Origin of the sequence: Leptospira koniambonensis (assembly GCF_004769555.1) — a bacterium.
In the GTDB taxonomy this organism is placed as follows: domain Bacteria; phylum Spirochaetota; class Leptospiria; order Leptospirales; family Leptospiraceae; genus Leptospira_B; species Leptospira_B koniambonensis.
The window spans coordinates 173,917-199,500 of the sequence record NZ_RQFY01000004.1; the positions used below are offsets into that span (position 1 = coordinate 173,917).

The window sequence follows — 25,584 nt, forward strand, 5'->3', positions numbered from 1 at the left end:
AAGGGGGCCGGTACGGTGGTACATAGAAAAACTTTCGATCAAGCGGATCGCACCGCCTTACCACAATTCCAAACAAAAATCAACCAATTTTCTCCCTAAATAATCACGTTGGAATTCCAACATGATTTCTACTTGCAAAATAAATTCCCAATCCTCTACGTCGATCACAGATTTCGCATAACGTATAACAACCTGTCGCATTAATTTGTACAAAAAATTCAGGCGTTATTAATAACATTCGTTTTACATAAAACCATCCATTCGTCCCCCGACGCAATCTCTTTGTCCCTAATAAATTGACTAGTTTTAAAACCTGGAGTAAACTCCCGCGTATGCGAATCCTAATCGTAGAAGATGATGTATTATCCTCTCGCTGTTTGGAAATTTTAGCGAAAGAATTTTTGAATGATAGGATACAAAGTATCCACACAGTTTCCAATCCAGAATCGGCAGCTGAGTTCATACGCAAAAATCCACTGGATCTTTTATTCTTGGATATAAATCTCCAAGGTGAGACCGGCTTTAAACTTTTAGAGATCGAAAGCAGAAGTTTTTTTCAAACGATCATAGTATCTTCTGAAAGAGACAACGCGGTAAAAGCTTTTGAATTTTCTGTGTTGGACTTCCTACCAAAACCAATTACAAGAGAAAGATTCGGGATCTCTATCCAAAGATATCTTTCCTCACATCCAAATCTATTATCTCCGAAAGGAATTCCTCTCAAAAAAGAAGAAGGGATCAATCTTATCGAGCCAGAGAAGATAGTATTTGCAAGATCGGAAAGAAATTATGCTAGGTTATTCACTAAAGACGGAAATGTGGAGAAGGTCAGAAAAACTTTAGACCAACTCCAAAAAGATCTGGAAGTACATGGGTTTTTCAGAGCCCACAGAAGTTATTTAGTCCGATTAGAAGAAGTCAAAAAGATCTTATTTAAAACGCCAACTACCTATCGACTACTACTTCATACGGATCATAGTATTCCCGTTAGTCGGTCTCAAGGAAGTAAACTTCTATCATTATTCAAAAATTCAAATCATAAGGTCTTAGGTCTGCCGTGAAACATTTCTACGTTGCCATTCGATTTAGGACCAAAAACTTTATATTATTTATAAAGAAACATTTTCAGATCTTAAGAGAAGTTAGAAGCAACGAAGAATTCATCCGATCCGCTTACTTCGAAGTATATTTGATACTCAGATATCTTTTCCCATTTTTATTCGTAGTTTATATTCCTTTCGCGATTCTTGACTGGACTGATTTTTTAGAAAATTCCGGATACTTACCTCTCTTAATCTATAACTCTATTTTCATTCCAGGCTGTTTTCTTTTCACAGCTTTGCTAAATTTCCCAATTCTCAAAAGTGAAAACAGCAGAAGATGGATCACCGTTGCTGGAACCTTATTCTTAACTTCTGCAGGAACTGCAATGAACTTGCTTATCTTCCAGTTCGGGACTGATATTTCTCTATTTGCATTTACTCAACTTGGGATCGCAGTACTCCTCCGTTATCCTGATAAAACGAAGAAGATTATCTATTTCACAAATTATGCCGTGTTCTTCGCAGCCATGTACTGGTTAGGAAAAAATTCATCATTTCTGATACAGAATTTTTTCTTCACTATGGTCATGACAATGTTATTGGACCTGATTAGTTTTCTCACCAAGGTGAATTCATTTCACAAAGAACAATCTATCCGCGATCTGAACAGAAAACTGGTGATGGAATCGATTAAGAAATCTGAAATTTTAAGGATAGCAATACATGATCTCAAAAGTCCTGTCACAGGGATCTTAAGTTTAGTTGGGCTTTATACAAGAGAACCAAGTCATATTCCGAGCAATCGAGTAGCTTCTTCATATGCGGACCCTCCCGAAATTTTAGACCATATAGATAGAACCTCTCGTAAAATTTTAGAATCTATCGAAGACGTTCTATATCTCGCAAGTTCAGGAGATGCAGAAACGATCGAGAACCAAACCCAAAAATTAAACCCTGAATTATTATTAAGATCCGTCGCCTGCAATCTAAACTTCTTATTCTCCTCAAAGAACATAAGGGTAGAAGATAAACTCTCAGAGTGTAATTTCTACTTCCAGGCAAATCCTCAGATATTGTACAGAGTATTCGATAATTTATTAAGTAATGCCGCCAAATTCTCTCCTGAAAATTCAGAGATCTCTCTCAAAAGTGAATTCGTCTCAGGCATATATGAGAAAATTCTAATTATAAAAATTGAAGACTCTGGACCAGGATTCCAACCCGAAGATGAAAAAAACATGTTCAGAGAATTCTCTATTCTTTCTGCAAAACCGACAGGCTCCGAGTCCTCTAGCGGGATCGGGCTATCTTTAGCTAAGAAATTATTAGATAGAATGGGAATACGTATCCGTCTAGGTAACTCCGAAACTCTCGGAGGAGCCCAGGTGATATTAGAATTTCCGCAATCAAAAGCGAAATAGGGAGTTAAGAACTGGAGGCAAATCAAAATGAAAGATGTGAAGAGAATTTGGTTAGGAGGAATAGTACTAGCGTTATCCGTAACGTCATTTTACTGTAGCCCTGACCAAAATACGAACAATACACAAGACTTAGCTTTATTAGGAGGACTTTTAGAAACTCCTGAAAAAGGTGCGAGTAGTCTGGCAGGATCAGATAATGCGGATCTGAAAGCCCAAAATATTTTGGACGATCTAACAAGCGTTGTCTATGGATCTTACGATGTAGTGTATATTCCGGGTGCAGTATGCGGCAACGGAACCCCTTACAAAATATTCGTGGATCGTGCAGATGGGATCTTGGATTGGGTTTTAGGATATTCCAGCCGACTTCTAGTGTATATGGAACCGGGAGGAGCTTGTTGGGATTACGAAAGTTGCACTGGACAAACAGGTATCAGGGGAGCTGCAAATCCAAACGGTATTCCTGATAACCATATGAACTTCGGGGCATTTATAGATCCGAATGTTCCTGGTGGAAGTCCGAACGCATTGATCTCACCGATCATATTAAGAAACAATCCTACTGGCCAGAATGTTAAAACTTCTAACTGGAACAAAGTTTTCATTCCTTATTGCACTGGAGACGTGTACGCTGGGAATAAGGTAGCAACTTATTCAGATCCAACCGGACAAAATCCACCCATCACCTATCGTCACGTAGGTGCTAAGAATATGGAACTCGTCATTAATTGGCTGAAGAATAATTTTAATAAGCCAAAAGAGATGTTTGTTTCCGGATGTAGCGCAGGTGGAGCAGGCTCAATGATCAATTATCACTTCATTAGAAAAGCTTTAAGTCCTTCTAAAAGTTATCTATTGAATGATTCAGGCCCTATCTTCCCAGCTCCTGGGTTTGGAAATCAATGGCCTTTACAGCAAAAGATCAAAGATGCTTGGAATACAGAGTATTTTATCAGCAAAGCACAACCCGATTTTCCTTCTGTGGATATTCGTGCAGATTATGGGAAGATCAGTGAAGCGTTAGCCCAGAAGTACCCAAATGATAAATTAGCGATCACTCTATTCAGGAGAGATGCTAATTATTCTATGTATTCGTATGCAAGATTCTATGGATTGGATGAGAACAATCCTGCGGATAAGGAATATATCATTTCCACTCTTTGGGCTCAGGACATTGAGAATTTGAAGGCTCAATACGATAGATATCCGAATCTAGAATATTTTATTCCATATTACAGAAGTATCAATGAAAGCCATTGTACTTCCATCGTGGAATTTACTGGAACGGAGATTGAAAATACCGGAATTACACTCGGGACCTTCATTAATGATTATCTGTTAGGAAGTTCTACCTTCAGAAGTTTCTTTGAAAGTGTGAATCCAAATGATGCAAACGTAACGAATTTCTGGTTCGCGTTAGTTAATCTTCTACTATAATCTCTCTCGGAGAAGGCGGTGAGTTTGCCGCCTTCTTTTTTTCTTTCTATTATTAAGCTGCTTTTTCCTCTTTCAAAGGAACTACATAACCCCAGAAAAGAGCCATTGCAATTCCTGCGATGTACATCCAAATACTAAAGATCGCAGAAGGAAGCGCAACCTTAGGTCCGAAAAATTGGATCGCAAGAGTCATACCAAGAGTGGTATTCTGGATCGCAACTTCGATAGATATTGTTCTCGCCTGCTTCTCCGCAATCCCAAGCACCTTAGGAAAAAGATAACCCGCTATAAATCCAAAAGTGTTATGAAGAATAACCGCAAGTCCTACTAAAAGGACCATTTCTATAAAATTGTCTCTGTTCTTATAAGTTACAAAAGCAACTACGAAAACTAAGAAGAGAATTGAGAAAATTTTATAAGGAGTTTCTATCTTCTGAGCAATATTAGGAAACTTATGTTTTACCGCCATACCTATGGAGATCGGAAGTACGATAATCACTACAACAGTTTTAAGCATTTCCACAAAAGAGATCTGCATTACACTTGCACCAGTTGGATCCAATAAGGAACCGAAAAATGTAACAATGATGGGAGTCAATAAAGGACAAAGAAGTGTAGAAAGCGCAGTGATCACAACTGCAAGAGCGACATCACCCTTCGCTAGATAATTGACCAAATTAGAAGTAGTTCCGCTTGGGCAAGATCCTACAAGAATGACGCCTAACGCGAGTTCGTATTCCAAACCTAAGATCAATACAACTGCATATGCAGCTAAAGGCATGATCACAAAATGGCCCAAGGTACCGACCAAAGTTTGGAGAGGAGTTGTAAAAATCCGTCTAAAATCTCCGATTGCTAGCCCGAAACCCATTCCGAGCATTACGATTGCCAAAAGAGCCGGAAGTAGCCCCTTTTCGACTGCACCTAATTGCATGATTCTCTCCTTAACATAACACCTGTTTTATTATTTTTATCTCCGAGAAGAATCTCGGATTTTCTTTCCGGAAACGTATCTTACTGGCCGGAAAGCCCTAAGGTGAAAAGCTTTTTTTCACTTCAATCTGAATGGGTTTCTAACCCTAAAACCCGCGGACAGAAAATTGCGATCATCAAAAAGACGATTTATATTAGGAAACTGAATCTTTCTTTTCCCATAACTTCAAGACTATAAACCCTGAAATCACTCCGAACACAAGGAATACTGCACCTAATGTATATTTCAATTGTAGAATATACCCTATTCCAAAAAGCCAAGCGTATAAAGAGAAAATCGATAGTAACCAAATACGGATCCTGGAATAGAATTTTTTGCGAGCAGAAACCCCACCCCATTTTCCCCAGAAACCGAAAGGTTGCAACTTAGCAACAAATGCATCCAATACCTGATCCGGAACTGGAGCAGTCATAAATGTCACCACTATTGAAACAATCACACTTCCCAAAGCAGTGAAGAACAGAAGATAATCTGCATTTACATCCGGATATACTTTATATAAAATCAATGAAAGAACTAATGCAGTTCCCATTCCTGACAATTCTGTCCAAGCATTCGCTCTCCACCAGATCCATCTTAAGATCTGAGGCAAACCCAAACCGGAAGCCATTGCTAAGAAAAATTTCCAAGCAGATGCAATTGAATTCATCTGAGCTGCAACCAAGATAGCAATTCCCGCCATCAAGACCACTGCGATCCTTCCTGCGATAACTGTTTCTTTATTTTTAGCATTCGGTTTTAGAAATCTCAAATATAGATCATTCACTAAATAACTTGCGCCCCAGTTGATATGAGTATCCGCAGTGGACATGAACGCCGCCATCAAACTCACGAATACCAATCCCAAACATCCTGCAGGTAAAACGATCTTCATAAGCATCGGATATGCGATCTCTCTGTCTGATTGAACTACCCCACCTTCTACCTGGAATAAGTCTGCGTCATGTAATGGGAATACTACCAAACATACGAGTCCTGTTAAAACCCAAGGCCAGGTGCGCAAAATAAAATTAGCGATATTAAACCAAAGAGAGCCTAACTCTGCATCCTTAGGAGTTTTTGCAGTATGTAATCTTTGTGCTAAATATCCAGATCCATCCGAATGATATTGGATCCACCATTGAACTCCAATGAATATTAGAAAAACTTGAAGAGGAAGTCCATGCTCTTCTTCCCCTAGCCTTGGCCAAAAAGAAATGATGGATTCTGATTTTCCGGGATACAAAGTTTCCAATTTGGAATATAGACCTTCTAATCCGCCTACATATTGGATCGCAAAGACCGCAAATATTATCGCACCGCATATTCCCAAAGCAAATTGGAATAAGTCAGTCAGGATCACACCTTGGATCCCTCCCATACTGCTATAAAAAACTACTACCGAGAAAAGAATAAGAACTGTAAGTGTAGTATTCAAATCTCCTAATATTAAAAAACTCGGCCACACATCTGCGATGGATCTGAATACTTCTGAACCAAGCAATACGTTCCAATCTAAGAATGGAGCGGTGATCTTGGACATTGCCTTAAAGACCCAGCCCAATATGATGGAATTAAAAAGAATACTTAAGAAGAATGCTTTGGAAGCTCTTAATATTGCAGCACCTGTTCCGGAATATCTTAATTCTACAAATTCAACATCCGTAAGAACTTCTGCCTTTCTCCAAGAAGCTGCAAAGAATACTGTAATGATCAAATAACCGATCGCCCAGCTCCACCAGAGCCAGTTCCCTCCAACACCATCCAAGGCAACCATTCCTGTGATGACCAAGGGAGTATCCGCGGCAAAGGTCGTTGCCACCATAGAAGTTCCGAGCCACCACCAGGGAAGTTTTCTATCCGCTACAAAGTAGGAACTCAAACTTTCTCCGGCCTTAGAGGAAAGAAGAAGCCCGACCGAAAAAGCAAAAATGATATAAGCTAAGATTAGATACCAATCGATAGGAGAAAAAATGGCGGCCCCCTTCTCCCAAAGAAGGGAGAACTCTCCATAAAGATCGGCCGACTTTCCTTGAAAACAAGGATTCTTTCCAGCCTTCCAGATTTGATTTATCTTGATCCCCTCTCTGAGCCCAAAAAGATGGTAGGCAGCGATGGCAAACATAATCGTCCAAAAGTACGGGGGAACATCTGTAGGATCTCCCGATCGCATCCGGAATGTAGCCGGTAGAATCAAACGTTATCATGAAGAAGGCAACCATGTTGTCGTAGTCGTTTCCGCAATGGGGCATACGACGGATGAGCTGGTTGATCTGGCTGACAAGATCACCAAAAATCCTCCAAAGAGAGAGATGGACATGTTATTGTCTACGGGAGAGCAGGTTTCTATCGCTCTTCTTGCAATGGCTCTTTGGGATGTTGGAGTTCCTGCAAAATCATTCACAGGTTCTCAGATCAAGATGATCACCGACGGGAACTTCTCCAATGCTAAGATCCAAGGAGTGGATCGGTCAAGAATCGACGCAGCGTTAAATACAGGAAACGTTGTGATTGTTGCTGGTTTCCAAGGGATAGACCTAGACGAAAACATCACTACCTTAGGAAGAGGTGGTTCGGATACTTCTGCGGTAGCGTTAGCTGCTGTGCTTGGTGCAAAAGAATGTGAAATTTATACAGACGTGGACGGAGTTTATACTGCGGACCCGAGAGTGGTTCCCCAAGCCACTAAACATTCTCAAATCACTTATGAGGAAATGTTGGAACTCGCGAGCCTAGGTGCAGGTGTTCTTCATTCCAGAAGTGTTGAGCTGGGAATGAACTACGATGTTGTGATCCATGTACGTTCCAGCTTTAATAATAATCCGGGGACTTTGGTTGTAAATGAGGACAAAATTATGGAAAAATTGAAAGTAAGCGGAGTTACCGCAAAGAACGACCAAGCCAGAATTACAATCGCAGATGTTCCTGATAAACCAGGACTTGCAGCAGTTCTATTCGGAGACTTAAGCTCCAAAGATATTCTTGTGGATGTGATCGTTCAATCTTCTCCTTATAATGGAAGAAACACTATATCTTTCACAGTTCCTAAAAAAGACCTGGTTCAGGCTCTTCCTATTTTGGAATCTTTCTGTAATTCTCAAGGTGCTAAAAAACCAGAGATCAACGAAGAGATTTCCATCGTTTCTGCAGTGGGGATCGGAATGAAATCCCATGTAGGTGTAGCCGCTCAAATGTTCAAAGCTTTGGCGGAAAAAGAGATCAATATCGAAATGATCTCCACCTCAGAGATCAAAATATCCTGCGTGATACCAAGAATTCATGCAGAAACTGCCGTAAACAAGATCCACGAGACCTTCGGGCTTTCGAAAAACGGTTGAACAAGAGAGGATCGGGAGCATCCTTTTCCCTGTGTTAGGAATTTTTCCCGCATCCTCAGCTTCATTTTCGCGTAAACTCGCCTTATTCTCAGGTATAGTTTCTTTAAGTGTATTTACTTCAGAGATCAGGCCCGCTGAATCCTTAAATAGGATTATCGCAACCGTCGGAAATCAATCCATCAGCGAATTGGATTTCGATGACGCTCAAGACAAATACCAAAAGCTCACTAAGTACCTCAAAAATGAGGACATGAGAAAATCTCTACGCACTCGTATCATAGATTTTTTAATAGATAGAGCAGTAGTGGATTCAATCGCAGAAGATGAATCCATCCAAGTGAATGAAAAAAGATTAGAGAGCGAGATCGAGAAAAGAATGGAGTTTATGGGAGTCACTTCTCGTAAACAATTCGAAAAGGCAGTTGAAACCAGCTCCGGAATGTCTTACGAGCTTTGGTACACCGAACTTCCTTATCAGATCAAAAAAACTCAGCTAATGCAATACAAGGTGCCGAATCATCCACCTTCTGATAAAGATATCCGTGCATGGTATTCTCAAAATAGAGAAAAGGTAGGATTCGAAGTCCAATACAGACAAATCGCAATCTCTCCTAATAATGATTCCATCACGGAAGAATCCAGGATCCACAAAGAAGCGACTGAGATTAAAAAGAATGTTCTATCTGATCCAGCTTCCTTCGGTTTGATCGCAGGTTCTCCAAGAAATACAGATACAAACTTAAGGGCCAGAAAAGGACTTATGGATTGGGTCTCTTCTTTCGAATTATATAAAACAAATCGTTCCGTTGCTGTGGCTGTATCTACAGTACCAGTTGGTTCCGTTTCTGAAGTATTCAGAGATGAAAGAAAACGTTATTGTATCGTAAAGGTAGAAGGCAAAAGACCTACTCCTTTAGAAAACGTTCGCCAAGGAATTGTAAATCTTCTTAGCCGAGAAAAAGAAGACGAAAATTTTATAAAATGGGTAAGAGAATCCAGGTCAACTGTGCCGATACAGATCTTCGACGAAGCTTATAAAAAAGAGAATAAGATCCCGGACCAACAAGAAACACTGAACTTGGATTAAGTTCGGAAATCTCCGGCGAAGCAAATCCAAAATTTGAATATGAAATATCCTCCCCAAGCTATCGTATTTTATCTAAAAGAAGATCTTATATCTGATCAGCTTCGTTATTTAGAACTTACTCTTAAAAAATTATCTTCTGTCCTAAAAGGAATTCGTGTTTATTCTAATCGTAATCTTGGAACTTCCGAAGAATCCAAAAAAATAAGCAATCAATTAGAATATTCTGATTTTATAATTATAGAATCCAGATCCGAAGCTGAATTTTTCGCTAAGATCTGCGATTCACTTCCTGATTCCAGAACTGGAGATCCAGAATGGGACGAGACCTGTTTTCTGGTTTTTGACGGATTTGCGCCTTTGCTAGACTCCGCTCTTACAGAAGAATTAATCCTTCGTCATGAAAAGTATCTGGCCCAATATTCTTATTCTGAAAATCTTCCTCCAGGAATTGTACCTAGAATTCTTTCCAGAGAATTTGTAAGAAGTTTACCTTCAGAATACGGAGGGTCAACCCAGGACTTCTTAGCCAAAAATATCAACCAGTTTGATACTGAAATTTTTTATACTTCTCCTGATCTGAGACAATGGAGATTGGATTTTTCCGCAAATAATCCAAGATCTTTCAGGCTATTATCATCTTTTCTAAAGGAGAAGGAAAACTGGAAGTACGATGAGATCCAATCCTTCCTAATCTCACATCCTGAAATATTTCGCCCCGCTCCTAGCTACTACGAAGTAGAATTATACAGAGGTTGTGAATACGAATGCAATTTTTGTCCAAGACAAAATCTAAAACCCGAACAAGATAATATAGCTTTAAATCCTCAGGTTTTAGACAAACTTTTATCTCAGGCAGAAACTCTAGGACTTCCATATAGCGTATGTTTTGGCGGATTAGGAGAACCTACACTTCATCCAAACTTTTCAGAACTTGTCCAAAAAACGTTAGCATCTTCTAATATAAAAGAATTGTTCATAGAGTCTGCATTATACAGTGATCTTTCCGGTTTTATCAAATTACTTTCTTCATTAAAAGAAGAAGAAAAGAAGAAGGTCAGCTTGATCGTAAATCTGACCACCAGAGATAAAAAGACTTATTCTCAGCTATATGGGAAAGACAATCTGGACAAGGTTTTACAAAATCTGGCAGCGATTTCTCAAGTATTGCCTAAATCCTCTATTCATCTTCAATTCCTGAAAATCCAAGAAGTGGACGCAGAATTGGATTCCTGGTACGAGCAGGCCCAAAAAGAAGGATACGAAATCATTTTACAAAAATATAATTCTTATTCAGATATTCTTCCTCAACGCAGAGCTTCAGATCTGACACCTTTGGGAAGAGACTTCTGTTGGCATATTTCCAGAGATATATATTTGAACGCAGACGGAGAAATTTCTATCTGCAAACAAACTCCTGGTTCTAAAAAACATTCTATAGGAAATCTAAACAAAGATTCCTTGGAACAAATTTGGGCGAAAGGAAATCCATTCTTCACTTTTTCCGCGAAAGGAGCCCACGAATCTATTCCTGCTCCTTGCCTTTCCTGCGATGAGTGGTATACATTCAACGCCTAAACCTAAGATCCGTTCTTTATTCGCTTTTATACAAGCGAGGACCGGATCCACAAGATTCCCTAAAAAAGTAATCCGTCCAATTCCACCTAATTCGGATAAAACGATCTTAGATCATATTCATTCTCGAATCTTAAAGATCCTACCAAATTCCAGGATAGTATATCTAATCCCGGAAGGAGATTCTGAACTGGGATCCTTTTTAGAGAAGAGAGGAATGAATCATTTCTCCGGACCATTGGAAGATGTTCGCCAAAGGTATATTCTTGCTGCGGGAAAATTCGGCGCGGATGCAATCCTAAGACTGACCGGAGATAATCCATTTTACGATACAAATCATTTGGATCTACTCATCCAAACATTTATAGAATCAGATTCTGATCTGGCTTATTTTAAGGGATTACCTCTCGGAACAGGAGGAGAAGTTTTCAGAACTTCTTCACTTTTAGATCTTTCGGACTCGCAACAAGAAGAAAGACATAAAGAGCATGTAAGCATTCATATAAAAGAAGATCCGAATCAATATAAGATCACTGCTATCCCAAGCCTATTAACAAAAGAAGAAGGCTCCAGATTAGTAAACTTCAGACTAACCATAGACACCCCCGAAGATTTTGAAACGATCTCAGATCTAATATCTCAAAAATCTTTCGAGTCGATTAGCGATTTTAATACAAAAGAATTTTTAGAATGGGAGAAGAAAGAACCTTCTCTATTCCAAAAGAATCTGGATGTATCTCAGGTCAGATTTAATCTCCCTTCACCTAACCAAGCGAGCAAAGGAAAAATCGGAGTGTTAGTTGCTCCTGCAAAAGAATTCGGATCCGGACATTTTTCCAGGACTTCTCTTTTGTATTCCTTTCTGCCTTATAGAGGTTGGGAACCTGAATGGTTATCAGAATTTCCAAAAGACGGAGAATATGATATTCTCCTAATAGATTATAGAGATATTGAAATTCCGATCTCTTACCAAAAAACAAAAGTTCTGCTTCTTGATCATTTTGGAGAAGATAAGAAGAAATACGATTTCTGGGACCTTCTTCCTCATCCCGGGAACGATCCTATATTCAATTGGGAACAAATCTTAATTCCTCCGAATCTGATTTCTTCTGCGACGAGCGAAGACAAAAGCCCAACCAAAGAATATGAAATTTTTTGTTACGCAGGAAACTTAGGAAAAGAAGAATCAAATGATATAGATAAATTTTTGATCCAGAATTCTACTAAAAGGAAAATCAGGATCGGAGGAACTCCCCCTCAATCAAATGAGATAGAATATTTTCCCAGACTTTCGCGAATTCAATACCTGCAAACGCTGCAATCCTCCGAAAAGTTTTTAGGATATTTCGGCCAAAGTCTATTCGAGGCTTTGTATTTAAAAATACCTTCTGCAACATTCTCCATTTCGCCGATCCACCGAGAACTTTCTTCTATTTTAGAAAAATATAAAATTCCATTTACGAACCTGAATGGTAAGTCTGAATTTTCTTTAGGAGCAAAGACCGTGGGTGAGAATGGATATAAACTTCTATTGGATAAACTAGATTCTATAATTTAATCTCCGTGGCCTCTGCGAACTCTGTGCGAGCCCAAACAAGATTTCGCACAGAGATCACGGAGAACGCAGAGGGATAAATAAAAGAAAACTAACGTGCCCGTACCAGGGCGGCGTTATATTTTGAGGCGATGTGGAATTTGGATTCCACGTTCCGCCGACTTCATTCCGCGTTCCACTGACGACTCGACCGACCGTCGGATTTTCCGCCAGAAAGTCAGGAAACATTTTTCATTTTATTTGTTTCCTTTGTTGATTTTTTTGACCGTTGTTTTGAAATATGTTTGACCGACGCATAGTCGGATGTATTGTCAAAACCGACTAACGGTCTATACCGACCGTCGGTTTAGCAGGAGGAACCCCAATGATCCCAGCAAAAATCTCCACAAAAGAAAGAATTCTAAACGAATCCAGACGGCTATTCTTCGAAAAAGGGTACGAAACCACATCCATTCAGGATATTCTATCCGCTTTAGATATAGCTAAAGGCACCTTTTACCACCATTTTCAATCCAAAGAAGAACTTCTAGAAGAGATCGCAGTGCAATTCGCAAAGGAAGCACATGCGGCTATGCAAGCAGAGATTGGAGATTTGGGAACAGAAGGCACCGGCCTGGATAAACTCCGCAGAGCACTCATTGTTGCAAGAAACTGGAAAAAAGGTAAATCGGAAGAAGTTCGCTTCCTTCTGGAATCCCTTTTCTCCGCCAGCAATCTTCAATTGAGAGATAAGATACGACGCAAATCCGTGGATTTAAGTTTTCCATTATTTGCTTCTTTGATAGTAGAAGGCCAGCAAGACGGATCGCTCAGAAGTGAACTAAGAGCAGATCACCTGACTTCCATCATTTTTGACCTAAGCGATGCTTTGGGTGAAAAAGTTGCTTTCTATCTTTTAGGAAGAAGTAAAGAATCCGAGGCCGATCTATACGACTTGATGCTTTCTTATCACAAAACGATAGAAGATCTGCTCGGCTGCCCAGATGGCGGATTAGATTATTTTAGCAGAGAAGATTGGAGCGAGCTCGCTCAACTTTTCAAAGGTGGTGCGGTTTCTGCTCCAAGCTTGGAACCTCTACCATTGGTTGCGAACGCAGGTTAAGTGAAATAGGGTCCTGCCCCTAGGACAAATATATGCTACTTTATGCTTTAGTTCCCACACTCCCTAGATTGGATTCAAATTCAAATCCAGATGTGGAGGACTATTTAGAAAGAACTCCTTCCGTAAGGAGTGAAAAATTACAGGATTTGGTGGATTCGATCCGAGAAGAATTTTCTGATTTGAGAGAAAGTTTGAAATATGGTATGCCTACCTTCGAAAGAAATGGGCGATGGGTCGCATTCTCGAACCATAAAAACCATCTTTCAGTCTATTTTTGCGAAGAGTCTTTTGTAAGAGCATTTCGTGCTAAGTTTCCAAAATCGGAAAACGGCAAGAACTGTGTGTTGATCAAGGATAAAGAGAAGTTCCCTTCTTCTTATCTAAAAACATTGCTCAAAAAGACCTTACAATAAAGGAAAGATATCTTTCTAACATCTTGTTATAAAACAGATCTTTAGATTTTAAGGCCCTGGAGTAACTCTAGGGCCTTTTTTATGCGTATTCACACTTAATTACAGAATCAGTACGACTTGACCTCACCCTCTGACGGAAAATTCTATCCGAACGAAGGCTATGAAGAAACAAATCAGTGATCGCTACGAACCTACCAGCGTAGAACCGAAATGGATCTCTCTCTGGGAGAAGGAAAAAAGTTTTGAGCCAAACCTCAAAGCAGGGGAATCTTTTACCATCGTTCTTCCTCCTCCTAATGTGACCGGAAGCCTTCATATTGGTCACGCACTCAATCATACTATCCAAGATATTCTAACCCGTATTGAACGTAAAAAAGGTAAATCTGCTCTTTGGGTTCCGGGCACTGACCACGCAGGGATCGCAACTCAAGTAGTTGTAGAAAGAGAACTCGCCAAAGAAGGCAAAAAAAGAACCGACTTCACCAGAGAAGAGTTTGAAAAGAAAGTTTGGGAATGGAAAGAACACTCAGGTGGAATGATCCAAAACCAACAAAGACTTTTAGGAGAGTCTGTAGATTGGTCTCGTTCCAGATTTACTATGGACGAAGGATTGTCCAAGGCTGTATTCAAAGTTTTCAAAACATTATATGACGAAGGTTTAATATACAGAGGAGAAAGGATCATCAACTGGTGTCCTAAAACTCTTACTGCAATTTCGGATCTAGAGGTAGAACATAGAGAAGTAAAAGGTAAACTTTATCATCTTCGTTATCCTATTGTTGGTCAACCAGGCAAATATCTGGTCGTTGCCACTACAAGGCCTGAAACTATGTTTGGGGACGTTGCAGTTGCAGCTCATCCTGACGACGAAAGATATAAATCTTTAAAAGGTGCGGAGTTGGAACTCCCACTAACTGATAGAAAGATCCCACTTTTATTCGATTCTTTCGTAGATAAAGAATTCGGATCCGGCTTGGTTAAGATCACTCCTGCTCATGATCCGAATGACTTCGAAGCTGGACAAAGATTAGGTCTTAAACCGTTACTTGTGATGAATCCGAATGCGACTCTGAATGAGAACGCAGGTAAATATGCAGGATTAGAAAGATTCGTAGCTCGTAAAAAAGTAATCGATGATCTGCAATCTCTAGGCCTGGTAGAAAAGATAGAAGAACATACACACTCTATCGGTCATAACTCCAGAGGTGGAGAAATTATAGAACCTTACTTATCCACTCAATGGTTCTGTAAAATGAAACCTTTGGCTGAACTTGCGATCCAAGCAGTTCAATCCGGAGAAACTGAATTTGTTCCTAAACTTTGGGAAAAAACTTTCTACGAGTGGATGAACAATATTAGAGATTGGTGTATCTCCCGCCAGTTATGGTGGGGACATCGTATCCCTGCATATCATTGCAAAAATTGTAAACATATAGAAGTTTCCGAAACCAAAGTTGACAACTGTCCTAAATGTAATTCTACAGAAGTAGAACAAGACACTGATGTTTTAGATACTTGGTTCTCTTCTCAACTTTGGCCATTCTCCACTTTAGGCTGGCCTGAGAATACGGAAGACCTTAAAAAATTCTACCCTACTTCCGTACTTGTAACCGGATTCGATATCATATTCTTCTGGGTAGCCAGAATGATCATGATGGGAAAAAAGTTTTTAGGCAAGGCTCCTTTCCAAAAAGTTATTATCCACGGATTAGTAAGAGATAAAGAAGGTAAGAAGTTTTCCAAGTCCATAGGAAACGTTATAGATCCTTTGGATATGATGAATAAGTACGGAACTGATTCTTTCCGTTTCTTCTTAGCCGCTACTTTACCGGAAGCAAAAGACGTTCTTTTTGATGAAAGCAGATTGGACGGTTATCGTTCTTTCTGTAATAAGATCTGGAACTCCAGTCGTTTCATCTTAATGAATATGGATGCAGATTGGAAACTAGAAGATCTGGAATCTAAGTACAGCTCTAAATTAGAACCGATGGATAAATGGATCCTTCATAGATTCAATGAAACTCTTACTAATTACGAAAAAGCATATTCCAAATTTCTGTTTTTTGAAATGGCTTCTCAAATTTATGATTTCGTTTGGGGAGATTTCTGCGATTGGTATATCGAATTAGTTAAACCACGAATTTACGGAAAGCTGGGAGAAGAATCTCAAGAAATCGCAAAACAAGTACTTGCAAGTATTTTAATTAAGGCCCTAGGACTTCTTCATCCTTTTATGCCATTCCTAACTGAGGAAATTTACGAAGTATTCAGCGAAGGAGATTTTTTGATCCAAACTCCTTTCCCGACTTCTTATAATGTTTCTTCTGGTGATGAAGGCGTTCAAAAAACTATTATCCTGCAAGATGTAGTGACCCAAATCCGTGTTCAAAGAGCGGAGAATGGTGTTCCATTAGATAAAAAATGTAAGGTGATATTAAAATCTTCTGAGCCTTTAGTTGCTTCTGCAGTGAAAGACTTTGAGTTCTCAATCTTACAGTTAGCTCGTTTAGAAAGTATAGAAGTGAATGCAAACTATACTGGAGAGAAAACGGACTCAGTTGGCGCTTTCCGTTTCGGAGAAGTAATTCTTCCTTTAGCAGGAATGATAGACTTCGAAAAAGAAAGAGCACGTATAGATAAAGAATTACAAAAGTTGATCCAAGAAGAAGAGAAACTTGCTTCCAAATTAGGAAATGAGAACTTCATCGCAAAAGCAAATCCGGACGTGATTGAAAAAGAAAAAGAAAAACTCAAAACTGTCCGCGATAAAAAAGAAGTTCTACAAAAAGGTTTGGAAAAACTAGGTTAATTTTTCGGACTAAACCGCGGTAAAATATTATGTCTAAGATCCTTTTAATCGGCTCTGGTGGTCGCGAAAGCGCTATTGCTTATAAACTTCGCCAGTCCCCTAAACTCAGCCAATTGCATGTTTTTCCGGGCAACGGAGGATTTCCAGATTCTGAGATTTTGGCTCCAAATTCTTTCGATCTGAAGAGTAAATCATCCGTTCAAAGCTTCATTCAAAAAAACGAATATGATTTAGTAGTAGTTGGTCCAGAAGATCCTCTAGTAGACGGGATCGGAGATTGGCTGGCAGAGATAGGAGTCCCAGTTTTCGGACCTTCTGCCTATTGTGCTCAAATTGAAGGCTCTAAAGAATTTGCAAAAGCATTAATGATAGAAGCTGGAGTTCCTACCGCGAAGTACGCTTCTTTCGAAGATTATGAATCAGCGTTTGCTTATGTTCAAAAAGAAGGAGCACCTATCGTAATCAAGGCGGATGGTCTTGCCGCAGGTAAGGGTGTAACAGTTTGTACTGAACTTTCACAAGCAACACAAGCGCTAAAAGAGATCTTTTTAGATAATAAATTCGGAAAAAGTGGATCCAAAGTTGTTATAGAAGAGTTCATGGAAGGACAAGAAGCTTCTATATTTGCGATAAGCGATGGGAATACGTATTTTACTCTCCCTGCTGCTCAAGATCACAAAAGAGCGTATGACGGAGATCAAGGTCCCAACACAGGTGGAATGGGTGCTTACTGCCCTGCTCCGATCGTCACCAAAGAAACATTAGAAAAAGTGAATACTCTCGTGTTTCAGCCTGTATTTGAGATCTTCCGCAAGAAAGGAAACCCTTATAAAGGCCTTCTATATGCTGGATTAATGATAGATACCAAAGGAAATCCTAGAGTTGTAGAGTTCAATTGTAGATTTGGTGACCCAGAGACACAATGTGTGTTACCTATGTTAGAAGGTGACTTACTCGAAATTTTCCAAGCGTCTGCCAAAGGGGCACTCGGTGATGTAAAAATCGGTTTGAAACCCGGAGCATCTACCGTAGTCGTTTTGGCCGCGGAAGGTTACCCCGATTCTTACGAAAAGAATATTCCTTTAAATTTACCTGAAACGAATAATAAAGATCTAGTAGTTTTTCATGCTGGCACTTCAAAAAAGGATGGAAACTTAATATCGACAGGTGGAAGAATTCTAGGAATCTCTTCTTACGGTAAGGACTTAAAAGAATCTGTGGATAAGGTTTATTCTTATCTAAGCGGTTTTAAAATTTCCAAAACCTTCTTCCGTAAAGATATCGCGAGTAAAGCTCTTTAATTTTATGCCTTTTCTAGTTTCTGGAAATATCGATTTAGTCGAAAGGTCGAACCTTCGCAAATTAGAAAAACATTTAGGGATCATTCTATCTCCTCATCAATATCCTTTAGAGCAATATAATCTAATTCGTGCTTCCTTAAAACAAAAACTGGATTCGGATACTTTAATTCGTTCCATGACTCGCAGAGAACTATTATCTTTTATTTATATACTCACTCAATTCGGCGATGTTGTTCAAAAAGAAACTCCTGACGAATACTTAGATGTAGAGAATGTTCCGATCGTAATCGAATGGCAAGCCGGTCATTATATGATCCCATACGAGGTTTTGGATTTTCTGGCACAATCCAGAGTGTTCCGAAACCAAAACTATCTATTCGCATTGATCCCAGCACTTCCTAGTAAAGAAAAGAAGGCATGGTTAGAATGGATCGGCGCAGGTTACGGCAGGACTTTTCCTCGCGAGATCAATCACGAACTATATTTCCAATGCAGACATCTGCAAAAACCTTTCCAAGGTAAAAGTTTAGTCCAAGAGGAATCCATCCGATTGGACCAGCTTTGGGCTCCAGGCAAAAACGAGACTGTGGATTGGTTCTATAAAGGGATTATGCCTTTTTATTCTTCCATGAAGGAACTACAACGTTCCGAAAGAGACCCATTCTTACTGCATGTTTTGGATCTGATCCGTTCCGGAAAACTTGTCCTAAAACGACTCCCGGAAGAATTTGGCAGAAAGGAAGAATACCAGCTTGTCTCAACGGTAGAAGGAAACACTCCCCAACTCAGAGATACAGTATTTAGCTGGGAAGAAGCCAGAGAAGAAAGCGAAGATTTCCTCTTCCGATAACTATTCCCTCCTTTACAGAAAGATATCGGATTAGTATCCGCAAATTTGCAACAGATTAATATTATATATTTTATTGGACCGAAATGGAAGTTAAGAACGCCAAGGAACTGAAGCGCCTTTCTAAAGAACTTCAAGAGAACTTTTTAAATCGCTGGAAACTTTTGAACCTGGATAAAGACCAGGATCAACTTAAATCGTACAATGATCGTATCGCAGAGCCTAGTTTCTGGGATAACCCTGACCAAGCAAAATCGATCAGCCAAAGAAAAACAGAGTTAGAAAGAAAATTAGAACCTTGGGTCAAAATCAGAAGAGATATATTAGATTTTCCTGATTTAGTTGAACTCACATTCGACGAAAAGGGAGAAGACGGAGTAGACGAACTCAGCTCCGAATACCAAAGATTAAAGTCTGAATTCGAAAGGTTAGAACTTTTAGGCGCTCTAAACGAACCAGAAGATATGAAACCTGCTTTTTTAAATATCCATCCGGGTGCCGGTGGAACAGAAAGCCAGGACTGGGCAGAGATGCTTTTCAGAATGTATCTGAAATATTTCGATAAAAAAGGATACCAGTACAGCGTTGTTGATTTTCAAGAGGGAGACGGCGCTGGGATCAAGAATGCCACCATTCATGTGATAGGCGATTTTGCTTACGGATTTATGAAATGCGAGAATGGAGTACATCGCTTGGTAAGGATCTCTCCTTTCGATGCAAATAAACGTAGACACACTTCATTCGTATCCGTTCACGTTAGCCCAGAGTTAGACGACGATATAAATATCCAGATAGAGGATAAGGATATCCGAGTAGATGTATATCGTTCTTCCGGAGCCGGTGGACAGCACGTTAACACCACTGACTCCGCAGTTCGTATTACTCATATTCCAAGTGGTATCGTGGTTGCTTGTCAGAACGAAAGATCCCAGATCAAAAACAGGGACACTGCTTTTAAAATGTTAAAAGCAAGACTTTACGAACTGGAACAAGAGAGATTAAAAGATGATCTGGAAAAAAAATCCGGAGAGAAAAAAGACATCTCCTGGGGAAGCCAGATCCGTTCTTACGTATTCCATCCTTATAATATGGTGAAAGATCATCGTACAGATCAAGAAACCGGGAACGTACAAGCAGTCATGGACGGAGATATAGAACCGTTCATCATGGCTTACTTAAAAACTCTGTAATGTTTTTCCTGAACTCCTTCTAAGAAGATGGTAACGATTGCATCAAACGCCATCGTATTAGAATAAGGGCTTTGGAATAAGTAAGTCGGGTTTAAGATCCCGTCTACTGCAGCTAATAGAATATCGATCGTCAGCTCCGGTGTAACATCTTTTCGTATTTGCCCTGCTTTTTGTCCTTCCCGGAGAAGGTCCGATAAACTCAATATTCTTTGTTTTCGAAACTCTCTCATTGTTACGAACAGATCCGGACGAACCATCTCTATATCTTTAGCAAACGTTTTGGACATCTTAGATCCCATATCCGAGATAAAGAACAAAATCTCCTTCAGACGATCAATCGGATCCTTTTCCTTATCCTGCAAAACCTTATCAAACTTTGTTTGGACCTTGGACCTCATAAGTTCGAAAACAGAATCGATCAGCTTATCTTTGGTATCATAATATTTATATAATGTTCTTTTGCTAATACCGATATGTTTTGCTATCTGATCTGTATTTGTTTTTGCAAAACCGGAGGACAAAAAAAGAAGAAAGGTTCTTTCTAAAATTCTTTCTATCATTTTTACTCCTTTCCGTTGGAGATCATACCATCTACAAGTTTGATCTGTCTCTTAGCTGACTTTGCAAAATCAGGATCGTGAGTGACCATGATCACTGTTGTTCCTTCCGTCTTATTGATATCCTTAAAGATATCCATCACGATCTTTGCATTCGCTGAATCTAATGCGCCCGTAGGTTCGTCAGCAAAAAGATATCTGGGTTTCATAACCAATGCTCTTGCAATGGAAACCCTTTGCATCTGTCCTCCAGAAAGTTTAGAAGGAATATGATCCAGTTTATCTCCCAGATCGAATCGTTCCAGAAGTCGGATCGCATCTTCTCTTTTTTCTTTCAGTTTGCCTGCTTTTAAAGCAGGCATTAAAACATTCTCCAAAGCAGTAAACTCAGGAAGAAGATAATGAAATTGGAATACAAATCCCATATGAAGGTTTCTAAAAGAATGTAGATCAACTTGAGACAAAGAACTAATCGTTCTGCCATCTATACTGATCTTTCCTTGAGAAGGATCATCCAAACTGCTGATCAAATACAAAAGTGTACTTTTTCCAGAGCCTGATTTTCCAGTTAAAGAAACAAATTCATTTTCTTTGATCTCAAGGCTAATACCTTTGATGATATCTGTAGGAGGTTTTCCAAAACTCTTTTTAACGTTTTCTAATATGATTCCCATTATTCCCCCCGAATGATCTCAATAGGAGAAAGTTTACTCGCAGATCTTGCAGGAAAAATACTTGCGATCAAAGTAGCAATGAATGCAAGTAAGAATGCTTGGAAATAAATAGAAGGAGCAAATGAAACCATCATCATACCCGATTTTGTCTGCATAAGAGGATTTGAAAAGGATACATGCTCCAATCTTCTACAGATCAAATTTCCGAGAAACATTCCTAAAACTCCACCGGCAACTCCCAAGATCAAACCTTGGATCAGGAATATTTTTAGAATGTCATTAGCTTCATATCCTATAGATCTCAGGATTGCTATCTCCCTTCTCTTTTGTCCGATCACAATATTTAGAATATTATAAATCCCGAATCCTGCTACGAGTAAGATTGTCCCAACCAAAGCATAGCGGATCGCATCTTGCATTTTAAATAAGGAAATAAATGTGGCATTCACATCTTCCCAGCTTTGCACTTTTACATCTCCAGATTCGGCCCATTCTCTCGCCTTAAAAGTTGCTTTAGAAACATCTTTAAGACGAACTGCAATATCGCTGATCCGGTTTGGAGCTTGGTTTAAACTTTGGACGTCTCCCAAATTTGCAAATGCAGTAGTCTCATCGATTGCCTTGTTTCCCATTTGGAAGGAAGCAGCTATTTTAAAAGGGATAGGTTCCGACTTTCCTGTACTGATATAAACTGTATCAGAAATTCGCGCGCCAAGTAATAGTCTGAGGCCCTCTCCAATTACAAGTTTGTTCCCGCTTTCTTTAATTTCTAAAAAATCACCTTGGATAATATTCTCATTAATCCTAGCAACCTTAGCTTGGAATTCAGGTTTTACGCCGATAATCCTTCCTGCCTCTGCGATCTTTCCTCTTCTATATATTACTTTTATTTGAAGTTGAGGAGAACTTGCTTCTACTTCCGGATCAGAAGCAACTTTCTTTTGCCATCCAGCCTGGTTCTCGATCTGTTCAGTATCCCTTCTGCCCGAAGGAGGAACGGACCAAAAGGGAATTTCTTTAGAATGAAAAAGTACCTGATCTAAATCCTTCTCTCCTATAATTTTTACCTGAGAAGAAATCCTTATATGAGCATCGTTATTTACAAGTTGGTCTATCAGATATTCTCGTAGCCCCAACATGATCCCAGAGATCACTATATAAGCAGTCGCACCTAAAATAATCCCAAGCAAAGTAAGGATAGTTTGTTTTTTGCGGGCAGACATCTGCCTAAGAGCGATAAATAACATTTATTTATCCTCCTGGACGAGCACCTTATCTCCTAAACGTACGTCTCCGGAAACAAGCTCAGCATATTCTCCATTTGTAAGTCCGGTCTCGATATCTTTGACACGAACTTTACCGTTTTCTAATATTTTGATTTTTCCAGACTGGATCCCTTTAATCGGGACTAATATAACGTTTTCTTTACTTGAAGTTTCAATAGCAACATCGGCTGTCATTCCAGGAAGTATCTCACTAGGAATTCCAATCGGTGTGATATGGACTTGGAATTGTCCATCTGCGGGATATACAGACTTCACTTCTCCTTCGAAGTTTTTATCTCCCAACGCTTCAAAACGAATACGGACCTTCTGGCCTTTTTTAACCTTTACTGCGCCCTTCTCTTCTAAAGATACAGTTAGGTATCTTTTTTTCAGATCCATCACAGTTACTACCGGGGTTTGCGGAACCACAGTCTCTTTTGTTTCATATGCAACGTTAGTCACTATTCCTGCAAAAGGAGATCTCATAGTCCCAAAACTATCAAACTCCACAAGAGGGGTTCCTTCTTGGACCTGATCTCCTTCTTCCACGAAAATTTTTCGAATGGCGGAGGGTATCGCGACCCTAAGATGATACACCTCCGAAGAACTTACAGTCGCTAGACCATATACAGATTCAATAATTGAGCCTTGGATGATCTCAGAAGTGTCCTTGTTCGAATTCCTACCTCTCCAAACAAAAAGGATCAGAAATAAGATTACAGGTAGAATACCCCAAACTAAGAGTTTAGGTCTTTCTTTGAGCTGAAGTATCCAACGATCGAATGGAAGAGAAATTTTCATGGTCTTGTCCTAATACTACTAGGACGAAACTACTTCGAAAAAGTAAACTATTTTATTGTATTTTAGTTTACATTAAAAAATGTCAAATTGTCATCCTAATGTATTTACTCAAAACCAGGGATATGCGTTGAACCGCAGTGTAGGAGTTCCTACAATCCGTGAACAGTTAACAATCTAGTTCGATTTATATTTACAACCGAGCATGAATTAATAACTATATCGAATCTCGAAACCAGAGGATCTATATGAACAAGACAGTTATTAAAGTTTTATATTGGGCGACCACAGGCCTTATCGCTGTTGGAAATTTATTTGGAGCTTATGCGTATACAACCCAAAGCCCACAAGTGTTAGAGGGGCTCGCCCACCTAGGGTATCCTGGATATCTAGCTTTAATTTTAGGACCTGCGAAAGGTTTAAGCGCACTTGCGCTTCTTTACCCTAAATTCCCAAGACTAAAAGAATGGGCATATGCAGGAGTCACCTTCAACGTATTAGGTGCTGGACTTTCTCATCTTTTAGCAAAAGATCCAAACTACCCGACCCCATTTATTTTCTTGGCTTTGGTTGCTGTTTCTTATATTACTTGGAGAAAGTTAGAAGCTGAGAAAGCTTAAGTGAAGATCTTAGTTCTTACAACCCGCGGATCGTTCGGAGACCTTGCGCTTCACTCTGCTCGCGCAGCGGCTATCTTCACTCCCTATGGGTCGTTCGATAGGATCGAGCCGGGGTCAAAAAATTGCGAATGCGTTTTTTTGACCCGAGGTGAGAGCCCGGTCCGCAGGACGCGGCCAAATCATTCTTAAAACGAAATGATTGGCTCTCTTCTTCCGAATTGTTTGCCGTATTCTTCCCAGAATTTTCCGTTCGGGTTCCGAGGATTTTTTCGATCTCTGAATTCCGGTTTTAAACCTAATAGAAAATACATCGCAGTTCTTTGTTTGTTCTTCACTGGAAGTTTTCCGCGGGACTTGAACTGAAAATATTCCTCGGTTAAGTCTACAATGGATTGGGTCACATTTACTTTGCCGGGTTCGCTATTCGATTCCATTCGGCTTGCTAGATTGACTGTGTCTCCCCAGACGTCGTAGGAAAATTTTCGTGCGCCGATCACTCCGGCGACCAAAGGGCCAGAGTGGATTCCGATCCTTGCCTTCCAGTTGGGGCCTTTTTTTAATTTGGATAATTCTTCTAGACGTTCGAGCATTTCTAATGCGGCGAGTAAGCTGTCCACAGCATGTGAAGATCTGTAAGAAGGAACTCCGGCCACGCACATATATGCGTCTCCGATCGTTTTCAATTTTTCTAATCTATGTGTTTCAGTGACTGAGTCGAAATGCCTAAAACAAAAATCTAATTCTTTTACAAGATCGTTTGGTGTAAGTTTTTCTGCAATAGATGTGAACCCGTAAAAATCAGTAAATAGAACTGTGGCCTGGGTGATCAGCCTTGGTTCGGAACTTCCTGTTTTTTTGAGCTCTTCTGCTGTTTCTCTCGGAAGTATATTCAGTAAAAGTAACTCTGTTTTTGCTTTTTCTTCCTTGAGAGAACGATCTGCATCCCAAGCTGCCTGTGCTAATTCTTTGCCGATGAATGAAAACCATGCAACAACCAAGATCAAACTAGTAAAATAAAAGTAACTTCTGTATTTTGGTTCTAAGCTAAGGATTGGATCGAAAAAATAAGGTATGATATGAACGGCGACAAACAAAAGTGCAAGTGCTGCTTCCATCATATAAATATATTTCTTTTCTTCCGGAGGAAATATATAAAAAGGAAATGCAAAACTTGCTATAATGTATAGATCCAATCCAGCCTCTTGAGGTAAGATCCTGGAGATCATCAAGAGTTGCATTGTTCCTACAGCCGCCAGTAATAATCTCGCTGTCTTATGAGAACGTATAAAATTAAAGAATAGAACGAATGCGTATCCGAATACGTTTACTGTCCAAAGTAGATATAGCCAGATTGGAAATGTTAATCCAAACGCAGTGAATACAATATAATAAACTAATGTAAATATTGCGGTGATCAACACTACAGCATTGCTAGCGACTATGTATCTGGCTCCAGGCGCATCTTCTACTCCGATCGATAATAATCTTTTCCAGATCCTTTCTGGGATCCGGCAATATTCGAATAAGGTTTTGAAAACGCTCATAGGCGACTATTTGCCGGAATTTTAAGATGCTGGAAATA

21 protein-coding genes are annotated in these 25,584 nt (G+C 39.6%); 14 read left to right on the forward strand and 7 right to left on the reverse strand.

The window, feature by feature from the left end; translation table 11 throughout:
* Nucleotides 1-332 precede the first annotated feature (332 nt).
* From EHQ52_RS04865 to EHQ52_RS04875, 3 genes are read left to right on the forward strand one after another with little or no spacing between them, the layout of a single operon-like run.
* Entirely contained in the window at nt 333-1,061 is a 729-nt protein-coding gene (locus EHQ52_RS04865; RefSeq protein WP_135614139.1) for a LytR/AlgR family response regulator transcription factor, read from the forward strand.
* On the forward strand, nt 1,058-2,464 hold the full coding sequence (locus tag EHQ52_RS04870; protein WP_135614140.1) for a sensor histidine kinase: 1,407 nt from the start codon (nt 1,058-1,060) through the stop codon (nt 2,462-2,464). Before EHQ52_RS04865 ends, EHQ52_RS04870 begins: the two co-directional genes overlap by 4 nt.
* 27 nt (nt 2,465-2,491) lie before the next feature.
* Complete coding sequence (locus tag EHQ52_RS04875; protein WP_135614141.1) at nt 2,492-3,901, forward strand: pectin acetylesterase-family hydrolase; 1,410 nt, start codon at nt 2,492-2,494, stop codon at nt 3,899-3,901.
* A gap of 52 nt (nt 3,902-3,953) precedes the next feature.
* Here EHQ52_RS04875 and EHQ52_RS04880 read toward each other — a convergent pair whose 3' ends face one another.
* Nucleotides 3,954-4,835: a bile acid:sodium symporter family protein gene (locus EHQ52_RS04880; RefSeq protein ID WP_135614142.1), complete on the reverse strand. Its 882-nt coding sequence runs from the start codon at nt 4,833-4,835 to the stop codon at nt 3,954-3,956.
* Nucleotides 4,836-5,028: 193 nt separating this feature from the next.
* Nucleotides 5,029-6,849 carry a sodium:solute symporter family protein gene (locus EHQ52_RS04885; protein WP_167492206.1) on the reverse strand — a complete coding sequence of 607 codons (1,821 nt, stop codon included), beginning with the start codon at nt 6,847-6,849 and terminating at the stop codon, nt 5,029-5,031.
* A 139-nt stretch (nt 6,850-6,988) separates the two neighbouring features.
* On the opposite strand from EHQ52_RS04885, the gene EHQ52_RS04890 reads away from it, so the two are divergent.
* The 10 genes from EHQ52_RS04890 to prfB all read left to right on the forward strand — a co-directional run bounded on the left by EHQ52_RS04890 (nt 6,989) and on the right by prfB (nt 20,088).
* Nucleotides 6,989-8,212, forward strand: a complete 1,224-nt coding sequence (locus EHQ52_RS04890; protein WP_135614144.1) for an aspartate kinase — start codon at nt 6,989-6,991, stop codon at nt 8,210-8,212.
* Nucleotides 8,213-8,252: 40 nt separating this feature from the next.
* Nucleotides 8,253-9,299, forward strand: coding sequence for a putative peptidyl-prolyl cis-trans isomerase (locus EHQ52_RS04895; RefSeq protein ID WP_425269390.1), 1,047 nt, complete (start codon nt 8,253-8,255; stop codon nt 9,297-9,299).
* A gap of 39 nt (nt 9,300-9,338) precedes the next feature.
* Entirely contained in the window at nt 9,339-10,874 is a 1,536-nt protein-coding gene (locus EHQ52_RS04900) for a spiro-SPASM protein (RefSeq protein ID WP_135614146.1), read from the forward strand.
* Entirely contained in the window at nt 10,849-12,429 is a 1,581-nt protein-coding gene (locus EHQ52_RS04905; RefSeq protein WP_135614147.1) for a cytidylyltransferase domain-containing protein, read from the forward strand. Before EHQ52_RS04900 ends, EHQ52_RS04905 begins: the two co-directional genes overlap by 26 nt.
* A gap of 361 nt (nt 12,430-12,790) precedes the next feature.
* Complete coding sequence (locus tag EHQ52_RS04910; RefSeq protein ID WP_135614148.1) at nt 12,791-13,528, forward strand: TetR/AcrR family transcriptional regulator; 738 nt, start codon at nt 12,791-12,793, stop codon at nt 13,526-13,528.
* A 32-nt stretch (nt 13,529-13,560) separates the two neighbouring features.
* Nucleotides 13,561-13,941 carry an iron chaperone gene (locus EHQ52_RS04915; protein WP_100711159.1) on the forward strand — a complete coding sequence of 127 codons (381 nt, stop codon included), beginning with the start codon at nt 13,561-13,563 and terminating at the stop codon, nt 13,939-13,941.
* A gap of 160 nt (nt 13,942-14,101) precedes the next feature.
* Nucleotides 14,102-16,750 (forward strand): valine--tRNA ligase, encoded by a 2,649-nt coding sequence (locus EHQ52_RS04920; RefSeq protein WP_135614149.1) that lies wholly within the window; start codon nt 14,102-14,104, stop codon nt 16,748-16,750.
* A gap of 29 nt (nt 16,751-16,779) precedes the next feature.
* Nucleotides 16,780-18,051, forward strand: a complete 1,272-nt coding sequence (gene purD, locus EHQ52_RS04925) for a phosphoribosylamine--glycine ligase (protein WP_135614150.1) — start codon at nt 16,780-16,782, stop codon at nt 18,049-18,051.
* Between the two features lie 4 nt (nt 18,052-18,055).
* Entirely contained in the window at nt 18,056-18,901 is an 846-nt protein-coding gene (locus tag EHQ52_RS04930) for a hypothetical protein (RefSeq protein ID WP_135614151.1), read from the forward strand.
* Between the two features lie 83 nt (nt 18,902-18,984).
* Nucleotides 18,985-20,088 (forward strand): peptide chain release factor 2, encoded by a 1,104-nt coding sequence (gene prfB, locus EHQ52_RS04935; protein ID WP_135614152.1) that lies wholly within the window; start codon nt 18,985-18,987, stop codon nt 20,086-20,088.
* On the opposite strand, the gene EHQ52_RS04940 is transcribed toward prfB, so the two are convergent.
* From EHQ52_RS04940 to EHQ52_RS04955, 4 genes are read right to left on the reverse strand one after another with little or no spacing between them, the layout of a single operon-like run.
* Entirely contained in the window at nt 20,070-20,648 is a 579-nt protein-coding gene (locus EHQ52_RS04940; protein WP_135614153.1) for a TetR/AcrR family transcriptional regulator, read from the reverse strand. The two genes, prfB and EHQ52_RS04940, sit on opposite strands and share 19 nt — an antisense overlap.
* Before the next feature lie 2 nt (nt 20,649-20,650).
* Nucleotides 20,651-21,319, reverse strand: coding sequence for an ABC transporter ATP-binding protein (locus EHQ52_RS04945; protein WP_135614154.1), 669 nt, complete (start codon nt 21,317-21,319; stop codon nt 20,651-20,653).
* Nucleotides 21,319-22,566, reverse strand: coding sequence for an ABC transporter permease (locus EHQ52_RS04950; RefSeq protein ID WP_135614155.1), 1,248 nt, complete (start codon nt 22,564-22,566; stop codon nt 21,319-21,321). Before EHQ52_RS04950 ends, EHQ52_RS04945 begins: the two co-directional genes overlap by 1 nt.
* A complete protein-coding gene (locus EHQ52_RS04955; RefSeq protein WP_135614156.1) occupies nt 22,567-23,385 on the reverse strand; it encodes an efflux RND transporter periplasmic adaptor subunit in 819 nt (272 codons plus the stop codon). It abuts the gene before it with no gap.
* Nucleotides 23,386-23,630: 245 nt separating this feature from the next.
* Between EHQ52_RS04955 and EHQ52_RS04960 the strand changes: the two genes are divergently transcribed.
* A complete protein-coding gene (locus EHQ52_RS04960; RefSeq protein WP_135614157.1) occupies nt 23,631-24,002 on the forward strand; it encodes a DoxX family protein in 372 nt (123 codons plus the stop codon).
* A gap of 185 nt (nt 24,003-24,187) precedes the next feature.
* Here EHQ52_RS04960 and EHQ52_RS04965 read toward each other — a convergent pair whose 3' ends face one another.
* Nucleotides 24,188-25,546, reverse strand: coding sequence for an adenylate/guanylate cyclase domain-containing protein (locus EHQ52_RS04965; RefSeq protein ID WP_135614158.1), 1,359 nt, complete (start codon nt 25,544-25,546; stop codon nt 24,188-24,190).
* Nucleotides 25,547-25,584 lie beyond the last annotated feature (38 nt).